This is a genomic window from Streptomyces sp. NPDC012466, from assembly GCF_042955215.1.
GTDB lineage: Bacteria > Actinomycetota > Actinomycetes > Streptomycetales > Streptomycetaceae > Streptomyces.
Genome location: NZ_JBIBEQ010000015.1, coordinates 31280 through 50656, shown reverse-complemented (window position 1 = coordinate 50656; position 19377 = coordinate 31280). Strand labels below are relative to the sequence as shown.

Genomic DNA, 19377 nt, shown 5'->3' with positions numbered 1-19377 from the left:
ATCTTTGCGAGGGGAGCCGTGAGGTGTCAGCTCGCGACCGGCACGAACGGCGCCGGAGCGGTGGGCGCGGTCTCCTCGCCCGCGGGGTGCCGCCACAGTCCCTGCGCGGTGAGGCGGGGCAGAACACCCTCGCCGAACCAGTACGCCTCCTCCAGGTGCGGATAGCCGGAGAGGATGAACTCGTCGATGCCCAGGGCGTGGTACTCCTTGATCCGCTCGGCGACCTCGTCGTGGCTGCCGACCAGGGCGGTGCCCGCGCCGCCGCGCACCAGGCCGATGCCGGCCCACAGGTTGGGGTGGATCTCCAGGCGGTCGCGGCGGCCGCCGTGCAGGGCGAGCATGCGCCGCTGCCCCTCGGACTCGCTGCGGGCGAGCCCCGCCTGCACGGACGCCACCGTCTCCGGGTCGAACCCGTCGAGCAGCCGGTTCGCCTCGGCCCAGGCCTGCTCGGCGGTGTCGCGGGTGATGACGTGCAGCCGGATGCCGAAGCGGAGGATGCGGCCCTGCCCGGCGGCCAGCGACCTGATCCGGGTGATCTTCTCGGCGACCTGGGCCGGCGGCTCGCCCCAGGTGAGATAGACGTCGGCGTGCCGGGCGGCGACCTCCCCGGCGATGGGCGAGGAGCCGCCGAAGTACACCTGGGGCACGGGGTCCGGTACGCGGGCCAGTGCCGCGTTCTCCACCCGGACGTGCTCACCGTGCAGATCGACGGTCCTCCCTTCCCACAACTCCCTTACGACGTGGAGGAATTCGCCGGTGCGGCGGTAGCGCCCGTCCTTGTCGAGGAAGTCGCCGAAGGCGCGCTGCTCCTGGTTCTCGCCACCGGTGACGACGTTGAGCAGCAGCCGTCCGCCGGTCTGACGCTGGAAGGTGGCGGCCATCTGCGCGGCGAGCGTGGGTGAGATCAGTCCCGGCCGGAAGGCGACGAGGAACTTCAGGCGTTCGGTGTGCTGGGCGACCATCGCGGTGGTGAGCCAGGCGTCCTCGCACCAGGCCCCGGTGGGCGTGAGGGCGCCCGTGAAGCCCACTTCCTCGGCGGCCCGTGCGATCTGGCTCAGGTAGGCGACCGTCGGCGGCCGGTCCCGCCCGGACGCGGTGGCCGGGGTGCCGTGACCGCCGCCGACGACATGGCGGCTGTCGCCGTTGGTGGGCAGGAACCAGTGGAAGGTGAGGGGCACGGAACGTCTCCGATCGAGGGGGGTGGGTGACGCGGCGTCGTGGCGGTGGGGGGTCAGCCCGCCACGGCCAGCAGTGGGGTGCGGCCGAGCGCGGCGGAGAACTGGTCGACCACCTGGCCGAGTGCCTCGGTGGCGGCCGGCGCGACGGTCAGGGAGCCGTCGTCCTGCACGGCGATGTCCTTGTCGAGGGTGAACCAGCCCTGCACGATGTGGGCCGCACCCATGGAGTTGAGCACCGGGCGCAGGGCGTAGTCGATGGCCAGGACATGGGCGACGCTGCCGCCGGTGGCGAGCGGCAGGACGGTCTTGCCGGTGAGGGCGTACTGCGGGAGCAGGTCCAGCAGGGCCTTGAGGACACCGGAGTAGGACGCCTTGTAGACGGGGGTGCCGACGACGACACCGTCGGCCCGTGCGAACAGCTCGGTGGCCTCCACGATCGCGGGGTGGTGGAAGTCGGCGCCGAGCAGGGCTTCGGCGGGGATGGTGCGGATGTCGAGCGGGATCACGTCATGGCCCTGGGCCTCCAGCCGCTTGTCCAGGTGGCGCAGCAGTCGGCTGGTGCGGGAGGCGGCGGAGGGGCTGCCGGAGACGGACAGGACGGTGGCCATGGACTCTCTTTTCCGAAAGAAGGCGCGACTGCGCGGAGCGCCGCCGAATTCGGGAAAAGGCCGTATGCGGACGGCGTGTTGGAGCACCGAATTCAGGCGTGAGGGAAATTCACCGCGCACGGCGTCCCGTCGGCACGACGGTGGTCGGCCGAAAGGGGATACGGCGGTGAGAAGAAGCGGCGGGCCGGGAGACTCAGGCTGCGGCGCGACAGGAGGCGCTGGAGACGCGTGCGAGGTCGACGTGGCGTCGCCGCGTGAGGTCCAGTCGCATGGTCATGCCATGGATCGTGGCAGCGGGAGCCGACGGCCGTCAAGGAATCCGCGGCTCATCTCGTATCCCGGACCCGCTCTTTCGCCGTGACCATTCCGGAAAGGCCTGCGCGCCCCCGCGGTTCGGAACGACCGAGGGGGCGCGCCGTGTGCCGAGGGTGCCGGAACTCAGTCGTCCGACGGGACGACCACGAGGAAGGCGTCCGACTCCAGGTCCATCACGACAGTGGCGGGCTCGCCCTCGGCGCGGCAGCGCGCCGCGTACTCCTCCGCGGGCCACGATCCTCGCGGGGATCCCGCCGGGAACCGTTCCAACACCTTCGCGCTGATGGCCGCAGTCACGTCCGCTGCCCTCCCCTGTCCCGCGCCGCCCGTCGGGCGACGTCTGATCGGTCGCTGTCGTACACATCCGGTTGCCCCCGATCCGCCCGGACATGTACCACCGGGGCACACGGCGCTCCGGTACGGCCTGCGCACTGCGCGACCTCTACACATAAGGGAAAAATAAGAGCAGACTGATGCTTACGCGGCGTTTACCGCACTCCCCACCCGACGCGGTCGCCCTGCACCATGAAGGAGACGAGTCATGGCCAACGTCTCGCCCACCAGAGGTGACATGACAGGCCACCCTGATGCCTCCGAGATGCGGGATCGGTACGCCCGCGTGCTCGGTGGCCGCGATGTGGCACTCGTGGACGGACCGGTGTTCCTGCTCGGTCTGTACTGCGCCGCCTCACCGTGGATAGTCCACTACACGGCCGGCCAGCCGTCGCTCACGGCCCACAACCTGATCATGGGCATCGCGATCGGCCTGCTGGCGCTCGGGTTCACTCGCGCTCCGGAACGCATGTACGGCCTGAGCTGGGCCATGTGCGCCCTCGGGGTGTGGTTGATCATCGCGCCGTGGATCGTCGGCGAGAGCCCGGACGCCGGTGTCGTATGGAACAACATCATCATCGGTGCCCTGGCCGTGATCCTGGGGCTGGTGTGCGCCGGAACGGCGGCGAAGGCCTCGAGCAGGCCCTAGCGCCCGCCGCACGGGAACCGAGGGCCGGTCCGCGCTCCGGACCGGCCCGTCCACGCGGGCGAGTGAGCATCGGCATCCCTCCGCCGCGCCGGCGTCGCCGCGCCGGACCTTTCGTCCGTGCGGTGCCGGTGGCGCATCGACGACGGCCTGCCCACCGGCACCGACGCCACCCCGGACCACCGGCACCGACACCTGCCGCCCCGGCCCACCGGCACCGGCACCCGCCTGCCACCGCCGGCCCGTCCGCACGGGCGCCTGCCACGCGGGCCGCACGCACCGCGCGGCCCCTTCTGCCGGCCGCACCGGCCTCAGTGGCGGCCCCCCGACCGCATCGCGGCGAGCCCCTCACCGCTCGACGCGTAGAGCGGTGTCCAGCCGAGTTCGCGCTCCGCCTTGGCGCAGGACAGGCGCAGCCGTGACGACATCACGGTGTGCGCGTACGACATGGGCCGCATCAGCCACAGCGGCACCGTCACCGGCTTCGGCAGCCCGAAGGTCCCGGCCACGGCCTCGACGTGGGCGCGAAAACCCATCGGGGTGCCGTCCGCGATGTTGTAGGCCTGCCCCGGCCGGCCGCGCTCCACGGCGGCGACCACCGCGCGGGCGGCGTCGCCCAGCTCCACCCACGGCAGCACACGGTTCCGGTCACCGGGCAGGGGCAGCTGCCGCTTGCGCAGCAGGGGCAGCAGGGCGTCGGTGCCGCCGGGGCCGTAGAAGAGGCCGAAGCGCAGCGCGATGCCCTCCAGTGCCTCCGCCTCGAAGGCGAGCCGTTCCTTGGTGCGCATGGCCGCGATGTGCCGCTCCAGCGGGGGTGTGCCGCCGGGCGGGCCGAAGGGGTCGTCCTCGGTGAGCGGGCGGTCGCCGTGGTCGCCGTAGCCGTAGCCGAAGGCCATCGACTCCACGACGAAGCGGCGGGCGCCGGTGACGCGGGCGGCCTCGACCAGGTGGGCCGTGCCCCGGGTGCGCAGCGCGTCGGTGACGTCCATGTCGCGGTCGCGCATCGGGGGCTTGCGCAGGGCGGTCGCGGCATGGATCACGGTGTCGAAGTGGTGCCCGTCGACGGCACGCAGCAGTGCGTCACGGTCCATGAGGTCGGCCCGGATGCCGTTGCCGGGGCCCCGGCCGAGGCCGGTGACCTTGTGGCCCGCCTCGGTCAGGGCGCGGGCGATGTGCCCGCCGAGGACGCCGCTCGCGCCGGCGAGGAGGATGCTCCGGTTCGTCTCGTTCGTCGTCATGACACTGCGACGGACCGGGCGGGCACGGATGTGACATCCGCGCCCCGGCCCGGCCGGGACGTGTACGTGTACGGCGTGGTGGTCGTCAGCGGCACGAAGCCGAGTCGTTCCAGGATCGGCCGGCTCTGGCCCGAGGCATCGACCTGGAGGTAGCGGTAGCCGCGGCTCGCGGCGGCCTGGGCGCGGTGGGCCACCAGGGTGCGGTAGATGCCGCGGCCGCGCCAGCCCTCGACGGTGCCGCCGCCCCACAGCCCGGCGAAGGGCGTGCCGGGCACGAGTTCCATCCGGGCCGCGCTGACCGGCTCGTCCCCGGCCATCGCCACGACGGCGACGACGGTGTCGGGGTCGGACGAGAGGCGGGCGAGGAGTTGGTGGCGCAGCCAGGAACTGTCCGCACCGAACGCCTTCTCGTGGACGTCGGCCACGAGATCGACGCCCGCCGGGTCGGTGACTGGCTCGACGCGCACTCCCTCGGGCGGTTCGGTGCCGAGGGTCAGATCACCGACCTCGCCGATCATCAGCGTCTCCTCGGACCCGGCGGTGAACCCGGCCGCCAGCAGCCGCCGCCCGAGGTCCGCCGGCCGGTCGTGCCCGTACAGCTTCCACTCGAAGTCCAGGCCGAGCACCGTGTAGTGGCCGATCTGTCCGGCGATCGCCGCGTCCGCTCCGGCCTCGTCGAGGGCGGACCACACGACACCGTTCCAGCCCCGGGCCGAGGCGACCTGGCGGACGACGCCACCGGTCCGCTCGACGCGGGCGTCCGGGCCGTCCGGCCGCGCTCCCTCACGCAGGTCACGGTCGAACAGGGCGAGCAGCTCGGTATGGTCCATGGGCAGACTTCAGCAGGCCGCCGAACCGGACGGCAAAGTGTTTTTCGGCCCAGCGGCTCCCCCGTCCCGTGGCCACGTCCCTTCCCGCCCCCGGCCCCGTTCCTTCCCGCCGGGTCCACCGGCGCCATAAGGTCCTGGTGATCACCCAGTCACGGGAAAGGCCGGTCCCATGGTCGTGAAGGACACGGAACTGCCGCATCTGCGCCGCTGCGTGGAACTCGCGGCCGAGGCGCTGGAGGCCGGGGACGAGCCGTTCGGCTCGGTCCTGGTGGGCGGGGACGGCACCGTCCTCGGAGAGGACCACAACCGGGTCGCCTCGGGCGACCGCACCCGGCACCCCGAGTTCGAGCTGGCGCGCTGGTCGGCTGCGCATCTCACCCCGCAGGAGCGGGCGGCCGCCACGGTCTACACCTCCGGCGAGCACTGCCCGATGTGCGCGGCCGCGCACGCCTGGGTGGGCCTCGGACGCATCGTCTATGTCGCCTCGTCCGAGCAACTGAGCGGATGGCTGGTGGAGTTGGGAGTACCCGCGCCGCCGGTCCGGACACTCCCCGTGCACGAGGTCGCACCCGGTGTAGTCGTGGACGGGCCGGTCCCAGAATTGACCGATCAGGTGCGGGAGTTGCACGTCAGGTTCCACCGCGGACGCGACTGAGACGCGGGCCGCCCCGGCACGGAGCGGCGGATCCAGGCCGGCGACATCCTCCTGAGATGCAGGGCAGCTCGGGCGAACCTACGATCGAATTCATTGACCAGGTGTAAGACCAGGCGAACGCCCCGGTCTCCCCGACGGGGGGAGGCACATGTCCCTGCTGCCGGCTCGGCGGCTGATGGCCGCTTACATGAGCCTGGTCGCGGTTGTCACGGTCGTGTACATGACCGTCCCCGCGATGGTTCCCGTGATGTGGGCCGTGATGGGGCTTGCGGGTGTCGCCGCCATCCTGATCGGCACACGCCTCTACCGGCCCGCCCACCAGTGGCCCTGGTGGGTCCTGGCCGGCGGCCTGCTCGTCTTCATCGCGGGCGACACCTACTACTTCGTGATGGAGCAGTACCTGGGAGCCTCCAACCCGTTCCCGTCCCCGGCCGACGCCTGCTACCTCGCCATGTACCCGCTCTTCGCGATCGGCCTGTCGGGGCTGGTGCGCCACCGGTGGGCCGACCGCGACCTGCCGAGCCTGCTCGACGCACTGATCGTCACCGCCGGCCTCGCGTTGCCCGTGTGGGTGTACCTGGTGCAACCGCTGACGGTGGTGCAGGGCCTGACCTGGCAGCAGCGTGCCATCAGCATCGCCTACCCCCTCGGCGACATCCTCGTGCTGGCCCTGCTGGTCCGGTTGCTCACCCCCAGCCCGGTCAACGGTTCGAATCGCGCGGTGCGCCTGCTGGTCGTCGGCACGGTGACCCTGCTCGTCACCGACATCGCCTACGGCATCCTGCAGCTGTACGACGTGTGGCAGACCGGCAGCCTGCTGGATCTCGGCTGGGTCGCCTTCTACACCGCCTGGGGCCTGGCGGCGCTGCATCCGTCCATGGTCGAGCTGACGGCTTCCGTGCCACAGCGGGAGTCCCTGCTGCCGCCGCCGCGCCGGCTGGTCGTGCTCGCCGTGGCCACGCTCATCGCGCCGGGGATTCTGCTCTGGGAGGGGCTGAGCGGCCAGACCCGGGACGCCGCCGTGATCGCGGCCTTCTCGGGCGTGCTGTTCCTGCTGGTGATTTTCCGGCTGGCGGGGATGGTCGTGGCACATCGCCACGCGGTGAGGCGGGAGCTCGCCCTGCGAGGAGCCGCCGCATCGCTGGTCTCCGCCTTCCGGCGGGAGGAGGTCGATCAGTCCTGCCGTGCGGCGGTCGACCGGCTGATGGGCCCGGACGTGCCGCACCGGACCATGCTGCTGCCGACGGAGCGCGCGGCGGACCTGGGCGCCCTCGGCACCCGGCTGGTGAGCCCGGCCGCCCTCGACCCGGAGGTCGCCGCCGAGCTGGACGGCCTGCCGTCCGTCCTGGCGTGCCCCATGACCCAGCCGGACCGTCCGACCGGAGCCGTGCCCGGCATTCTGCTGGTCGCCGCCCCCGAGCGGCAGCTCAACGAGACCTGGGGCTCCCTGGAGATCCTGGCCTCGCACGCGGGTCTGGCCATGGAGCGCGTCGCGCTGCGCCGGGAGGTCGTCCGGCGGGAGAACGAGGCGTACTTCCGCACGCTCGTCCGCAACGCCGCCGACGTCATCCTGATCCTGGAGGACGACGACACCGTCCGGTACGCCAGCCCGTCCGCGCAGTCGGTGTTCGGCTCCGACGAGCTCATCGGCGTGCCCCTGCCGTATCTGGTGGACCCCGCCGACCGGGAGCGGGCGGCCCGGGAGCTGGCCGCCGTACGGGAGCGGGGCGCGCGGGCGGGACACGACCACTGGTGGGTGCGGCGCAGGGACGGGCGTGTCGAGGTGGAGGTCCGGTTCAGCGACTTCCGGGACGAGCGGACCGTGTCCGGACTGGTGGTGACCCTGCGGGACGTGACCGAGCAGCGGCGGCTGGAGCAGGAGCTGACGCAGCGGGCCTTCCACGACTCGCTGACCGGGCTGCCCAACCGGACACTGCTGCTGGAGCGGATCGAACGCGCCCTGCTGCGCGGGCGCCGCGAGTCGACCCTGACCTGTCTGCTCTTCATCGACCTCGACGACTTCAAACTGGTCAACGACACCATGGGGCACCGGGTGGGCGACCATCTGCTGGTCGCCGTCGGCAACCGGCTGTCCCGGGCACTGCGGCGCACCGACACCGCGGCCCGGCTCGGCGGTGACGAGTTCGCCGTGCTGATGGAGGACGCCAAGCAGCCCTTGGACGCCGAACTGCTGGCGGCCCAGGTGATCCAGGCGCTGAGCAGGCCGTTCGAACTGGCCGACGAGTCGGTGACGGTGTCGGCCAGCGTGGGCGTGGCCACCGCGCACGACAGCACGGACGCGGAGGAGCTGCTGGGCCATGCCGACCTCGCGCTGTACGCGGCGAAGGCGGCGGGCAAGCGGCAGTGGCGCCGCTTCAAGCCGCTGCTGCGCAGCCGCATGGTCGAGCGGCACGATCTGCAGACCCAGCTGGCCCAGGCGGTCGCCGACAAGACGTTCGGGCTGCGCTACCAGCCGGTCGTGGACATCACGGGCGGCGAGGTCGTCGGGTTCGAGGCGCTGGTGCGCTGGCCGGACGAGCGCCGGCCTGCCGTCGCCCCGCACCAGTTCATCAGCCTGGCAGAGGAGACCGGGCACATCGCCGCGCTGGGCTCGTGGGTGCTGGAGAACGCGGTCAACGACATCGCGGGGCTGCAACGGCTGCCGGGCCCGGCTCGACCGCCGTACGTCAGTGTGAACGTCTCCGCTCGTCAGTTCCGCGACGCCGGGTTCATCGAGCAGGTCGGCGCGGCACTGAGCACACCGGGCCTCGAACCGGGATCGCTGCAACTGGAGCTGACGGAGACCGTGCTGCTGCAACGCGACGACCGACTCCAGACGGTGCTGAACACCCTCAAGGAACTCGGGGTGCACATCGCGGTCGACGACTTCGGCACCGGCTTCTCCTCGCTGCGCTACCTCCAGGACTTCCCCATCGACGTACTGAAGATCGACAAGTCGTTCATCGACAACATCGCACGCGACGCCCAGCAGGTCGCCCTGGTCGAGGGCATCGTGCGGATCGCCGACACCCTGGGCCTCCAGGTCATCGCGGAGGGCATCGAGGACACCGCGCAGCGGGATCTGCTGGCCGGGATGGGATGCCGGTTCGGGCAGGGATACCTGTTCGCCCGGCCGATGACGGTGGAGCAGAGCGCGCAGGTGCTGCGGGAGCCGAGCGTGCGTCCGTTCGCACCTCCCCGTACACGACGGCCCCGGATCGACGCCGCCCGAGGACGCCGGGAGGCGCGCTGGGCGGACCTGGAGCATCTGCGGCGCACCAGCCCGATGAGCGACGCGGTCCTGGACGAGGTCCGCGGCAGGCACATCCGCAGCGGCGACCAGTGGCTGATCGACTTCGCGTCGTGCAACTACCTGGGCTTCGACTGGGACCCGGAGATCATGGACGCGGTCGATCCCGCTGTGCGCCGGTGGGGCACGCACCCCAGCTGGTCTCGGCTGTTGGGCAGTCCGCGCCTGTACCCCGACATCGAGGAACGGCTCGCCGCACTGCTGGGCGCGCCCGACACGCTGCTGCTGCCCACGCTGACGCTGATCCACTCCTCGGTGATCCCGACCATCGTCGAGGACGGCCATGTCTTCGTGGAGGCGACCGCGCACCGCACGGTGTACGACGGCTGCGTGGTGGCCCGGGCACAGGGCGCGACCCTGCACCGCTTCCACGCCGAGCGGCTCGACGAACTGCGCACCCAGCTGGCCGGGGTGCCGCCGGGGACGCCACGGCTGGTGTGCCTCGACGGTGTCAACAGCATGAGCGGCAACATCCCCGACCTGCCGGCGCTGGCGGCGGTGTGCCGCTCCGAGGGAGCGACCCTGTACGTCGACGACGCGCACGGCTTCGGGGTGATCGGGGAGCGCGGGCCGGGCGAGACGTGCCCGTACGGCATGCGCGGCAACTGCGTGGTGCGGCACACCGGGGAGTCGTACGACGGGATCGTGCTCGTGGGCGGATTCTCCAAGGCGTACTCGTCCCTGCTGGCCTTCCTCGCACTGCCGTCGGAGCTGAAGAACCGGCTGAAGACCGCGGCGGCACCCTACCTGTACTCGGGGCCTTCACCGACGGCGTCACTGGCGACCGCGATGGCCGGGCTGGACGTCAACGATCGCCGGGGGGACGCCATCCGGGCCGATCTGTACCGCAAGACGGTCCGGGTGCTCGACCACCTGGACGGCATGGGGGTGAGCAGCCTCAACGGGGACCGGCTGCCGATCGTGGAGGTGCCGTTGGCGAACCCCGCCGACCTGGACGCGGTCGCCGCGTTCCTGTGGCAGGAGGGCATCTACGTGACGCTGGCCGCCTACCCGCTGGTCCCGCGTGACCGGGTGGGTTTCCGCGTCCAGCTCACCGCCCTCAACTCGGACGACGACATCGACCACCTGAACGGGACCCTGGACCGGCTGTCCGAGCGTTTCCCGCTGCGGCTGAAGGGCTAGACGGCCATGACGACGCACAACGACGACGTGGACTGGGACCGCTGGCCGGTCGCCGACTACCTCGCGGAGAACTACCGGGAGGTGCACGCGTCGGACGCGGCGGTCATCGCGCACCACTCCGCGTTCTACCGGAACCTCCCGCCCGGTGGGATCGCCCGTTCGGTGGAGTTCGGGGCGGGCCCCAACCTGTACCCGCTGATGCTCGCGTCCGCCGCGTGCCGCAGGATCGACGCCGTGGAGGCCGGAGCGAGCAATGTCGCCTACCTCCAGGACCAGATCTGCCACCGTCTCGACGCGAGCTGGCTGCCCTTCCACGAGCTGTGCCGACGGCTCAATCCCGACGTGCCCGCGACGATGGCGGGCGCGCTGGCGCCGGTGCACATCGTCCACGCCGACGTCCGGGCCCTGCCGCCGGGGGCGTACGACCTCGCCTCCATGCACTTCGTCGCCGAGAGCGTGACGGAGGACTTCGACGAGTTCGCCGACTTCTGCCGCACCTTCGTCCGCATGGCCCGCCCGGGCGGCTACCTGGTCGCCGCGTTCATGGAGAACATGCCGACGTACCGCATCGGCCCGGCCTCCCGCTGGCCCGGCTGCCCGGTGAACCCGGCGACCGTCACGGAGGTCTTCACACCCCTGACCCGCGACCTGGACGTGACCCACATCGACGTGGACCCGACCCTGCCGGACTACGGGGACTCGGGGATGGTGCTGCTCACGGGGGTGGCGGAGGCGGTGTAGCCCGGCTTCGGCAGGCCCCGCCGCCGGCACGAGCGACAGGGCCTTCGGCACCCGGACACGGCTGGCGGCTCAGCCTTGCGACCCCGGGCGGAACCTGCGGCGCAGCACCACTCCCCCGGCGACCAGCGCCGCGCTCGCCGCGACCGCCTGGAGGGTGTGGTCCGTGCCCGTGTGGGCCAACGCGCCCCTGGCGTGCGGAACGGTGCGCGGGGCCGGTTCCGGAGCCGGGTCCGGCGCCGGGTTGGGCCGGGATGGAGCGGTCGGCCTCGGGACCGGCTTCTGTGGGTGCTGGGGGCGGTCCGGGCGCTCCTCGCCGGGGGTGTTCGAGGACTCGTTGCCGGTCGACGGGTTGCCGATGCCGACCACGTTCACCGAGTTGCCCGTGACGTTGACCGGGAGGTCGACCGGAAGCTGCACGCCGTTGCCGGAGATCACTCCCGGTGAATCCTTTCCGCTGCCCTGGGCGACCGCGCCGCCGGTACGGCCCGGCCGGCCGCCGCGTCCGTCGTCCTCGTTCGCGCAGCTGTTGCCCGCGGCGGGGTTCAGGAGCCCCACCACGTTCACGGTGTTGCCGCACACGTTCACCGGGACGTGCACCGGCAGCTGGACGGTGTTGCCGGAGACCACCCCGGGCGAACCGGCCGTCGTGCCGTCCGCACCGGCCCCGGCGTACGCCGGGACGGTCATGGCCATCGCGCCCGAGGCGGCGGCGACGGCGATCACTCCGTTTCGGGTAACCCGTCTCATGGGACCCCTGCCTTCCAGACATCGTCGCGGGCACTCACCCGCACAGGACAGAACGCGGGGCGGCCGATCCGAGTTATGGCTTATCCGCCTTTCACTCCATCGAGCGGCCCGGTTGTCGAACTAGCGGTAAAGCCCGTCGTATGCGGGTGCCGAGCCGCGCGGGACACGGCGCGCAGCCCCGCCCCGCCCGCCCGGAGGCGCGGCTTCCGGGGCCCGCTTATGGTGAGCGGGAGCGCCGTTCCCCGGGCCGCTGCGGAGCGTCCCGCGCCCCAGGAGGCATCGATGCTGGCCAAGCTGTCCACGCGCCCCTCGATACGGCGCTGCGCGGTCACCGGCACGGCCGGACTCGCCCTGCTGGGCACGGCGCTCCCGGCCGCCGACACCCCCCCGCCCGGACTGACGCGCTTCTACGACCAGAAGGTCACCTGGTCGAAGTGCGAGGGCATGGACATGCCGAAGGACCTCCAGTGCGGGAAGGTCACCGTCCCGCTCGACTACGCCCAGCCCGGCAAGGGCACCCTCGATCTCGCCGTCGCGCGCTACCGCGCCACCGGCAGCTCCAGGGGCTCGGTCGTGCTGAACTTCGGCGGCCCCGGTGGCCAGGGCGTGGCCCAACTCGCCATGGGCGCGAAGGACTTCATGGGCCTGACGAACGGCTACGACGTCGTCTCCTTCGACCCTCGCGGCGTCGGCCGCTCCTCGCCGGTCAGCTGCGGGAACGCCTCGGACAACGCCCTGGACGCGACGGACGGCAACGCGAACGCGACCGACGCCCAGGCCGTGCTCGAAGAGCTGCGCGCGGCGGCGGCCGAGTGCACCGAGCACTCGGGCCCGGTCCTGCCCCACATCGGCACGGTCAACGCCGCCCGCGACCTGGACGTCATGCGCGACGCGCTCGGCGACGACCGGCTCAACTACCTGGGCTTCTCCTACGGCAGCCGGCTCGGCGCGGTGTACGCGGCCCAGTACCCCGAGAAGGTCGGCAGGATGGTGCTGGACGGCGTCGACACGCTGACCGAGTCGCTCGCCGACCAGGGTGTGGTGAGCGCACAGGGCCAGCAGACCGCGCTGGAGAACTTCCTCACCTGGTGCACCGAGGACATCGCCTGCCCGTTCGGACGCAACCCGCGCGAGGCCCGGGAGCACGTCGTTCAGGTGGTCGAGTCGCTCGACAAGGACCCGGTGCCGACCGACTTCGGCGAGGCCTTCTCCGGCCAGGACTTCGCGGGCGCCCTGGGTCAGGGCCTCTACAGCAGGGAACTGTGGCCCTCGCTGCAGCGGGCCATCGGCGAGCTGCTGGAGGACGGTGACACGCGCGGTCTGGAGACGTTCCTGTCCGGGGGCTTCACCCTCCCGCCGCGGCGCGCCCCGCACGCCGGACTCACCGACCCGGCGGACGTGCCCCTCGACAACCTGCCGGCGGCGCTGATGGCGGTCAACTGCGCGGACGATCCCGACCGCCCCGCCGCCGCGCAGGTCACGAAGGACCTGGGCCGGCTGCGCGCCCGCTACGAGCAGGCGTCACCGGTCTTCGGCCGGTACCGCCTGACCCAGGTGCTGATGTGCTACGGCCGCCCCAAGGGCACCGACTACATCCGCGACGACGTCAAGGACGTCGACACGCCGCGGATGCTGCTCGTGGGCACCCGCGGCGACCCGGCCACGCCCTACCGCTGGACGGTGGAGACGGCCGAGCGGCTCGGATCGTCGGCCGTGGTGCTCGACAACCGGGGCGAGGGCCACACCGGCTACGGGTCCTCCAAGTGCGTGCACGGCAAGGTCGACGCGTTTCTGCTGTACGGGACGCTGCCGCCGGACGGCAGCTCCTGCGGCTCCGACCGCGATGACGAATAAGATCGATTACCCCAAATGCCCCCATGCCGAATTCGCTCTATCGTTCTGTCATGGAGAGCGTTCTGAGTCCCGCGACCCTTGCCGAACTGCGGCGCCCGCGCCCCTACCCCGCGGTCTCCGTGCTGACGCCGACACATCGGCGTGATCCCTACAAAACCCAGGACCAGGTCAGGCTGCGCAACGTGGTGGCCGAGGCCAAGAGGCAACTGGAGGCCGACCCGGCGGTCACCCGGGAGCGACGCGCCGAGGTCGCCGGGCACCTCGACCGGGCCCTGTCCGAGGTCGACCTCACGCACGCCGAGGACGGCCTGGCGATCTTCGCCGCTCCGGGCGAGCACCAGGTGTGGTCACTGGCCAGGTCCGTGCCCGAGCGCGTGGTGCTCTCGGACACCTTCCTCACCCGCAATCTCGTCTCCGCCCAGACGGCCGGGCGGCCGTTCTGGGTCCTGTCCCTCGCAGCGGACCGCGCCACCTTGTGGAACGGCGGTGTCGACCGGGTCGCCGAGGCCCGCGTCGGCGGTTTTCCGCTGACCCGGCGCGTGGAGAACTTCGACCCGGAGCGGCAGCAGCGGATCGGCGACATGCCGAGCGCGTTCCGCGAGGAGCGCACCCGCCAGTTCCTGCGCGAGGCCGACACCGCGATGAACGCCGTGCTGCGCGCGCATCCCAGGCAGTTGTACGTCACCGGCGAACCGGCCGCCCTGTCCCTGCTGGACGAGGTCGGCACCACCGCCCGCGGCGCGGTGCACGTCCCGCACGGCGGACTCGCGCACGGCACCCCCGAGGCCGTGTGGCAGGCCTTGCGCCCGGTGGTCGAGACGGAGTCCCGCAGGAGCACGGACGCCGTGGCCCGTGCCCTCGAAACGGCACGCGGGCGGCGGGAGTTCGCCGCCGGCGTCGACGAACTGTGGCAGAGCGCCCGGGAGGGCCGCATCCGGCTGCTGGCCGTCGAGGAGAACTACCGCGTGACCGTGCGTGACGCCGGGGACCATCTGATCCTCGCCGAGAGCGGCGACCTCGACGCACGCGAGGACATCGTGGACGAGATCGTCGAGCAGTGCCTGGAGACCGGCGCCGAGGTCCGCTTCGTACCGGACGGCACGCTGAGCGAGGCGGACGGCATGGCCGGGGTACTGCGGTACTGACCGGAGCACGGGCCGGACTCCCCATGAGGCGTCCGACGGGTCCTGGGGCCACCGCTCGACAAGGTTCGAACACAGGGCCGTCGAACACCCGGAGCAACCTCGCACCACTGCCCCAACGGACCGTCAAATGCCCTGTGTAGTCTACGACTTGGACCTCCGGGTGGCGCGCTCCGCAGCTACCTCGGAGTAACTCCGTGAGACTGTGGCATATGCCAGAAGCACCACCGTATCGGGTGTCGCCGAATCCCTTACAGGGCGTCGCGGGCTGTGCAACAGTCGTAACGGTCCCTCCGTCCGCCTTGGTCGTACCGTCCCCGCATCGGAGTGCGTCATGCCGTCCCACCTCTCCGCGGACCGCCCAGCCGCCCAGCCGCCCGGACGCGGCTCGGTCGACGCGCTCATATTCCAGACGCGGCGGCTCAAGGGCGACGTGGACGCGGTGCGCCGCGACTTCGAGGGGGAAGGAACGGACCACCCTCGCGAACGCTGGCAGCGCGCCCTGTACGACCTGGCTCTCCACCAGCTCAACGACCTCGACGAGCACTTGGCCCAGCTGCGCGACGGCCCCCTGCCCACGGCGGCCGCCCCCGCACCCCGCGTCCCCGCGCAGGGTTCGTTGCTCAGCCGCGTCGGCAGCGCCGAGTGGAACCTGCTGACGGACGAGGCCAGTTGGTCCGGTGAGCTCTACGAGATCCTGGGCCGCGACCCGGCCGCTCCCCCGCTCACCCTGGACGAGCTGCCGTCCCTGGTGCTCGACGAGGACCGGCCGAAGCTGACGGCGATGGTCACCGACTGCCTCGTCGACGCCCGACCCATCGACGGCGAGTTCCGCGTCGCCCGCCGGGGCGGCGACGTACGGACGGTGCACATGATGGGCGAACCCGTGCTCGACACCGACGGCAGCACCGCCTCGATGTGGGCCGTGCTGCGCGACGTCAGCGAACTGCGCCGCAGCCAGCGGGCGGTGAGCGAGACCCGTGACTCGCTCCACCACCGGCAGGAGGCGGCGCACAGTGAACACCGGCTCGCGGTCGAGTTGCAGGAGGCCGTGCTGCCGCCGTGGCGCGGTTCCCTGCGGCTCCCGCACCGGGGACCGCGGACCCTGGACCTCGCGGCCCATCACCTGCCGGCGTCCACGAACACGCTCATCGGCGGCGACTGGTACGACGCACTCGAACTGACCGACGGTGAAACGCTTCTCAGCGTCGGCGACCTCACCGGCCAGGGGGTCGGTGTCGCGTCCCACATGACCATGCTGCTCGGGGCCGTACGCGGTATGGCGATGGCCGGTGCCCGGCCGGGGCAGTTGATGGCCTGGCTGAACCAGTTACTCGACGCCACCGTGCAACCCGCGCTGGGCAGCGCCGTCTGCTGCCGCTACCGGCCCGCCACCCGCACGCTGGTGTGGGCGCAGGCCGGGCACCCCGCCCCGCTGCTGTTCCGCGACGGGACGGGGCGCGTGCTGGGCGCACCGGACGGTGTCCTGCTCGGCGCCACCTCAGGCGCCGTCTACGGGCAGGCCGAAGAGACCCTCGAGGTGGGCGACCTGCTGCTCCTGCACACGGACGGGCTCGTGCCCGGGCACACGGGATCGGCGGCCGCGAACCACCTCCTCGGCCTGGCACCGCGCCTGGCCGGAAACTCCACGGCGGAGGACTGCGTACGAACCGTGGTCCAGGAGTTCGGCGAGAGCGAGCGCGACGACAACGCCTGTGTACTCGTCGCCAAGGTCACGTCTTAGGACACTCAGGCCTGTGCGTGGTCGCCGCCCCTGCCCTTCGTCTTCGGCAGGGCGAGCTTGATCTCCTCCCGCAGCTCCTGGATCTTCGGGTAGCCGGAGTACTCGGCGGTGAGCCGGTACATCTGGCGCAGCCGGTCCCACGTGCGGTGGGAGGAGTTGGATCCCATCGACACCAGGGCCAGCCTCGCGTACCGGTCCGCCTGTTCGGGGTCGTCGGCGATGAAACAGGCCGACGCCATCGACAGGTAGTCGAAGATCTTCGACCGCTGCCGTCCGTCGACCCGCAGGGCGAGGGCCTTCTCCGCGTAGTGCTGGGCATGCGCGGCCGCACCCGGCTCGAACTCGGCGAGCGTGCGATAGGCCAGGGCCTGCATGCCGTACAGGTCCTCCTCCTTGAAGGTCTGCATCCAGTCCGGCGGTGGCACGTCGGCCTTGTCGGAGACGAACAGGTCCTCCGCCCGCCCGAGCGTGCGGCGCATGGCCTGGCCCTTGCCCATCGAGGCCTGTGCCCAGGCCTCGATGGTGTAGAGCATCGCCCGGGTGCGGGGCAGCACCTCGTCACCGGAACCGGACGTGGCGAGCTTCATCAGGTCCAGGGCGTCGTCGGGCCGGCCCAGGTGCACCATCTGGCGGGCCGCGCGGGACAGTGCCTCACCCGCGCGGGGCCGGTCCCCGCCCTCTCGGGCGGCGTGCGCGGCGATGACGAAATACTTCTGGGCCGTGGGCTCCAGGCCGACGTCGTGCGACATCCAGCCCGCGAGGACGGCGAGGTTGGCGGCGACGCCCCACAGGCGCCGCTGGAGGTGGGGTGGGTGACGGTAGGCGAGCATGCCGCCCACCTCGTTGAGCTGGCCCACCACGGCCTTGCGCTGGAGCCCGCCGCCGCGGGCCGCGTCCCAGGCGCGGAACACCTCGACCGAGCGCTCCAGTTCCTCGATCTCCTGCGACCCGATGGGGGCGGCCTCGTAACGGTCGAACCCAGCGGGGTCGGCGTGCAGGGGGTGGTCGAGGTCGGGGGCGTCGACAGCCAGGGAAGGGTCGGTGTGCAGCCAGTCGTACATGGCGCTGCTGAGTGCGGATCCCGCGGCGAGCGCGGCGCCCGCGCCCACCAAGCCGCGTCGGTTGAGCATGAGGTCCATTCCCGTGAATTCGGTGAGGACCGCGGCGGTCCGCTCGGGCGCCCACGGCACACCGTCGGGAGCATCGGCGCTCCCGCCGCCCTGCCGTTTCCCCGCACGCCCGTGCCGCACCAGACCGAGGTCCTCGATGGTCACGACACGGCCGAGACGCTCGGTGAACAGAGCCGCCAGCACCCGCGGCACCGGATCGCGCGGGATCTCTCCCGTGTCGATCCACCGCCGCACCCGGGAGGTGTCGGTCGACAGCTGGGGATGGCCCATGGCCGCCGCCTGCCGGTTGACCAGCCTCGCGAGTTCGCCCTTGGACCAGCCGGCCAGGCCGAACAGGTCCGCGAGCCGGGTGTTGGGTTGTCCGCTCACGTCAAGCCCCCAGGTTCTCGGCTGAGTTGACAGTAGCCCGGGGAGACTTGCCGGGCGACTATTCGCCAGGGTTCGCCAGGGTGCGCCAGATGGTGTGCCACCGGCCATCCGGTGTCAGGTAGGAACGCGCCACCCCGACCCGGTCGCCGGGGACACTCCCCAGGGTTCTCCCGGGCGTCCGAGTCGGGTGGTGCGCTGTCGTCGCAGGCACACGAAGGGATCTGTTTCGCCCATGTACACAGCATCGTCCTCCGTGTCCGCACCGCCCCGGTCGCTGCACCCCCGTCCCACGGACAGCGGCCCCTACCTCGCCCCCGCGCGGCCGGCGGCCCCCGTGCTCGGTGCGGGCAGGGCTCGGCGCGGCGCGGTCACCGGCCCCCAACCGCTCAGCGGGAGACTCGACTTGTCCGGCCCCCAGGGCGCGCAGTTGCGCACGGCGATCGCGTCCGTGCACCGCATCTGCCCGGAGTTCGCCCCGGTGCAGGTCCTGCGCCGCAACGGACGGTCCGTGCTCCTGGTCGGCACGACCGGCCGCAGCACGGCTGTCGCCAAGTGTTTATTGGACCACTCCCTCGCCTGGTCCGAGCGGATCCGCCACGAGATAGCGGCGTACCGCTCGTTCGTCCGGCACCGCCCGCCCGTGCGGGCGCCGAGACTGATCGCGGCGGACCCGGACAACTGCACGCTGGTGATCGAACGCATGCCGGGCCGGGTGGCGGCACTCCAGCGGCACCCGGCGGAGGCGCCGCCCCGGGCGGACATCAGAGCGGCCCTCGGCGCGATCTGCCGGCTCAACGCCTGGCGACCCCCGGCGGGCACGTTCGACGCCCCGCTCGACTACGCGGCCCGGATCTCCCGGTACCACGAGCTGGGCCTGCTCACCGACCGGGACCTGGGTGACCTGCAGAAGCTGCTGCACGGCATCGCGCAGGCGGCCGGGCGGCAGGGCATGGGCCAGTTCTGCCACGGCGACGCACTGCTGTCGAACATCCTCCTGTCACCGGCCGGTCCAGTGCTGGTGGACTGGGAGCACGCGGGCTGGTACCTGCCGGGCTACGACCTGGCGACGCTGTGGTCGGTGCTGGGGGACGCACCGGTCGCTCGTCGGCAGATCAGCCAGATCGCCCAGTCGGCGGGGGCGGCGTCCAGGGACGCCTTCCTGGTGAACCTGATGCTGGTGCTGACCCGTGAGATCCGTACCTACGAGATGGCCGTGCAGCGTTCGATGCACGACCCGACCCCGGCGGCACCGGGCACGGCCCACCCCGGTGCTGCGCCGTCCGGCGAGGAGCAGAGGCTGCTGCTGCGGCGGCTGCACGACGACTGCCAGTTGGCCCGGCGCGCCGTGCGCGCGGCGGTCGGCACTCGCTGACGGGGACGAAAGGGCCGCTGTA

General features: G+C 71.9%; 16 protein-coding genes. 8 read left to right on the top strand and 8 right to left on the bottom strand.

All coding sequences use genetic code 11. From position 1 onward, the window contains the following. Positions 1 to 26: 26 nt before the first annotated feature. The 4 genes from ACFY9E_RS37450 to ACFY9E_RS37435 form a co-directional block, all read right to left on the bottom strand. Positions 27 to 1178 (bottom strand): LLM class flavin-dependent oxidoreductase, encoded by a 1152-nt coding sequence (locus ACFY9E_RS37450; protein WP_390992421.1) that lies wholly within the window; start codon positions 1176 to 1178, stop codon positions 27 to 29. A gap of 53 nt (positions 1179 to 1231) precedes the next feature. Continuing rightward, complete coding sequence (gene ssuE / locus ACFY9E_RS37445) at positions 1232 to 1786, bottom strand: NADPH-dependent FMN reductase (protein WP_390992418.1); 555 nt, start codon at positions 1784 to 1786, stop codon at positions 1232 to 1234. Positions 1787 to 1979: 193 nt separating this feature from the next. Beyond that, positions 1980 to 2057 (bottom strand): putative leader peptide, encoded by a 78-nt coding sequence (locus ACFY9E_RS37440; protein WP_351405193.1) that lies wholly within the window; start codon positions 2055 to 2057, stop codon positions 1980 to 1982. Positions 2058 to 2224: 167 nt separating this feature from the next. After that, positions 2225 to 2398: a hypothetical protein gene (locus tag ACFY9E_RS37435; protein ID WP_352118768.1), complete on the bottom strand. Its 174-nt coding sequence runs from the start codon at positions 2396 to 2398 to the stop codon at positions 2225 to 2227. 244 nt (positions 2399 to 2642) lie between these two features. Between ACFY9E_RS37435 and ACFY9E_RS37430 the strand changes: the two genes are divergently transcribed. Then, positions 2643 to 3083: an SPW repeat protein gene (locus ACFY9E_RS37430; protein WP_390992415.1), complete on the top strand. Its 441-nt coding sequence runs from the start codon at positions 2643 to 2645 to the stop codon at positions 3081 to 3083. A 308-nt stretch (positions 3084 to 3391) separates the two neighbouring features. Here ACFY9E_RS37430 and ACFY9E_RS37425 read toward each other — a convergent pair whose 3' ends face one another. After that, positions 3392 to 4318: an NAD-dependent epimerase/dehydratase family protein gene (locus ACFY9E_RS37425; protein ID WP_390992412.1), complete on the bottom strand. Its 927-nt coding sequence runs from the start codon at positions 4316 to 4318 to the stop codon at positions 3392 to 3394. Next, the gene (locus ACFY9E_RS37420) at positions 4315 to 5148 is read right to left on the bottom strand and encodes a GNAT family N-acetyltransferase (RefSeq protein ID WP_390992409.1); all 834 of its coding nucleotides are present in this window, start codon (positions 5146 to 5148) and stop codon (positions 4315 to 4317) included. Before ACFY9E_RS37420 ends, ACFY9E_RS37425 begins: the two co-directional genes overlap by 4 nt. Before the next feature lie 169 nt (positions 5149 to 5317). On the opposite strand from ACFY9E_RS37420, the gene ACFY9E_RS37415 reads away from it, so the two are divergent. The 3 genes from ACFY9E_RS37415 to ACFY9E_RS37405 all read left to right on the top strand — a co-directional run bounded on the left by ACFY9E_RS37415 (position 5318) and on the right by ACFY9E_RS37405 (position 10997). Further along, complete coding sequence (locus tag ACFY9E_RS37415) at positions 5318 to 5803, top strand: deaminase (protein WP_390992406.1); 486 nt, start codon at positions 5318 to 5320, stop codon at positions 5801 to 5803. 175 nt (positions 5804 to 5978) lie between these two features. After that, on the top strand, positions 5979 to 10256 hold the full coding sequence (locus ACFY9E_RS37410; RefSeq protein WP_390992683.1) for an aminotransferase class I/II-fold pyridoxal phosphate-dependent enzyme: 4278 nt from the start codon (positions 5979 to 5981) through the stop codon (positions 10254 to 10256). Between the two features lie 6 nt (positions 10257 to 10262). Further along, positions 10263 to 10997 (top strand): class I SAM-dependent methyltransferase, encoded by a 735-nt coding sequence (locus ACFY9E_RS37405; RefSeq protein WP_390992403.1) that lies wholly within the window; start codon positions 10263 to 10265, stop codon positions 10995 to 10997. A gap of 69 nt (positions 10998 to 11066) precedes the next feature. On the opposite strand, the gene ACFY9E_RS37400 is transcribed toward ACFY9E_RS37405, so the two are convergent. After that, entirely contained in the window at positions 11067 to 11744 is a 678-nt protein-coding gene (locus tag ACFY9E_RS37400) for a chaplin family protein (protein ID WP_390992400.1), read from the bottom strand. Positions 11745 to 12026: 282 nt separating this feature from the next. On the opposite strand from ACFY9E_RS37400, the gene ACFY9E_RS37395 reads away from it, so the two are divergent. From ACFY9E_RS37395 to ACFY9E_RS37385, 3 genes are all read left to right on the top strand, one after another. Next, complete coding sequence (locus ACFY9E_RS37395) at positions 12027 to 13598, top strand: alpha/beta fold hydrolase (protein ID WP_390992398.1); 1572 nt, start codon at positions 12027 to 12029, stop codon at positions 13596 to 13598. A gap of 50 nt (positions 13599 to 13648) precedes the next feature. Further along, positions 13649 to 14743 (top strand): chemotaxis protein, encoded by a 1095-nt coding sequence (locus ACFY9E_RS37390; protein ID WP_390992396.1) that lies wholly within the window; start codon positions 13649 to 13651, stop codon positions 14741 to 14743. A 331-nt stretch (positions 14744 to 15074) separates the two neighbouring features. Next, a complete protein-coding gene (locus tag ACFY9E_RS37385) occupies positions 15075 to 16484 on the top strand; it encodes a SpoIIE family protein phosphatase (protein WP_390992394.1) in 1410 nt (469 codons plus the stop codon). 5 nt (positions 16485 to 16489) lie between these two features. Here ACFY9E_RS37385 and ACFY9E_RS37380 read toward each other — a convergent pair whose 3' ends face one another. Then, positions 16490 to 17983, bottom strand: coding sequence for a hypothetical protein (locus tag ACFY9E_RS37380; RefSeq protein ID WP_390992393.1), 1494 nt, complete (start codon positions 17981 to 17983; stop codon positions 16490 to 16492). A gap of 232 nt (positions 17984 to 18215) precedes the next feature. On the opposite strand from ACFY9E_RS37380, the gene ACFY9E_RS37375 reads away from it, so the two are divergent. Next, complete coding sequence (locus tag ACFY9E_RS37375) at positions 18216 to 19355, top strand: phosphotransferase (RefSeq protein ID WP_390992391.1); 1140 nt, start codon at positions 18216 to 18218, stop codon at positions 19353 to 19355. The last annotated feature ends 22 nt before the right edge of the window (positions 19356 to 19377 follow it).

What these genes read in the sequence shown, in the direction of transcription:
- ssuE (WP_390992418.1), bottom strand. Translation starts at nt 1,786, where the DNA reads ATGGCCACCGTCCTGTCCGTCTCCGGCAGCCCCTCCGCCGCCTCCCGC.
- ACFY9E_RS37440 (WP_351405193.1), bottom strand. Translation starts at nt 2,057, where the DNA reads ATGCGACTGGACCTCACGCGGCGACGCCACGTCGACCTCGCACGCGTC.
- ACFY9E_RS37430 (WP_390992415.1), top strand. Translation starts at nt 2,643, where the DNA reads ATGGCCAACGTCTCGCCCACCAGAGGTGACATGACAGGCCACCCTGAT.
- ACFY9E_RS37425 (WP_390992412.1), bottom strand. Translation starts at nt 4,318, where the DNA reads ATGACGACGAACGAGACGAACCGGAGCATCCTCCTCGCCGGCGCGAGC.
- ACFY9E_RS37420 (WP_390992409.1), bottom strand. Translation starts at nt 5,148, where the DNA reads ATGGACCATACCGAGCTGCTCGCCCTGTTCGACCGTGACCTGCGTGAG.
- ACFY9E_RS37415 (WP_390992406.1), top strand. Translation starts at nt 5,318, where the DNA reads ATGGTCGTGAAGGACACGGAACTGCCGCATCTGCGCCGCTGCGTGGAA.
- ACFY9E_RS37410 (WP_390992683.1), top strand. Translation starts at nt 5,979, where the DNA reads ATGGCCGCTTACATGAGCCTGGTCGCGGTTGTCACGGTCGTGTACATG.
- ACFY9E_RS37405 (WP_390992403.1), top strand. Translation starts at nt 10,263, where the DNA reads ATGACGACGCACAACGACGACGTGGACTGGGACCGCTGGCCGGTCGCC.
- ACFY9E_RS37400 (WP_390992400.1), bottom strand. Translation starts at nt 11,744, where the DNA reads ATGAGACGGGTTACCCGAAACGGAGTGATCGCCGTCGCCGCCGCCTCG.
- ACFY9E_RS37395 (WP_390992398.1), top strand. Translation starts at nt 12,027, where the DNA reads ATGCTGGCCAAGCTGTCCACGCGCCCCTCGATACGGCGCTGCGCGGTC.
- ACFY9E_RS37390 (WP_390992396.1), top strand. Translation starts at nt 13,649, where the DNA reads ATGGAGAGCGTTCTGAGTCCCGCGACCCTTGCCGAACTGCGGCGCCCG.
- ACFY9E_RS37385 (WP_390992394.1), top strand. Translation starts at nt 15,075, where the DNA reads ATGCCGTCCCACCTCTCCGCGGACCGCCCAGCCGCCCAGCCGCCCGGA.
- ACFY9E_RS37375 (WP_390992391.1), top strand. Translation starts at nt 18,216, where the DNA reads ATGTACACAGCATCGTCCTCCGTGTCCGCACCGCCCCGGTCGCTGCAC.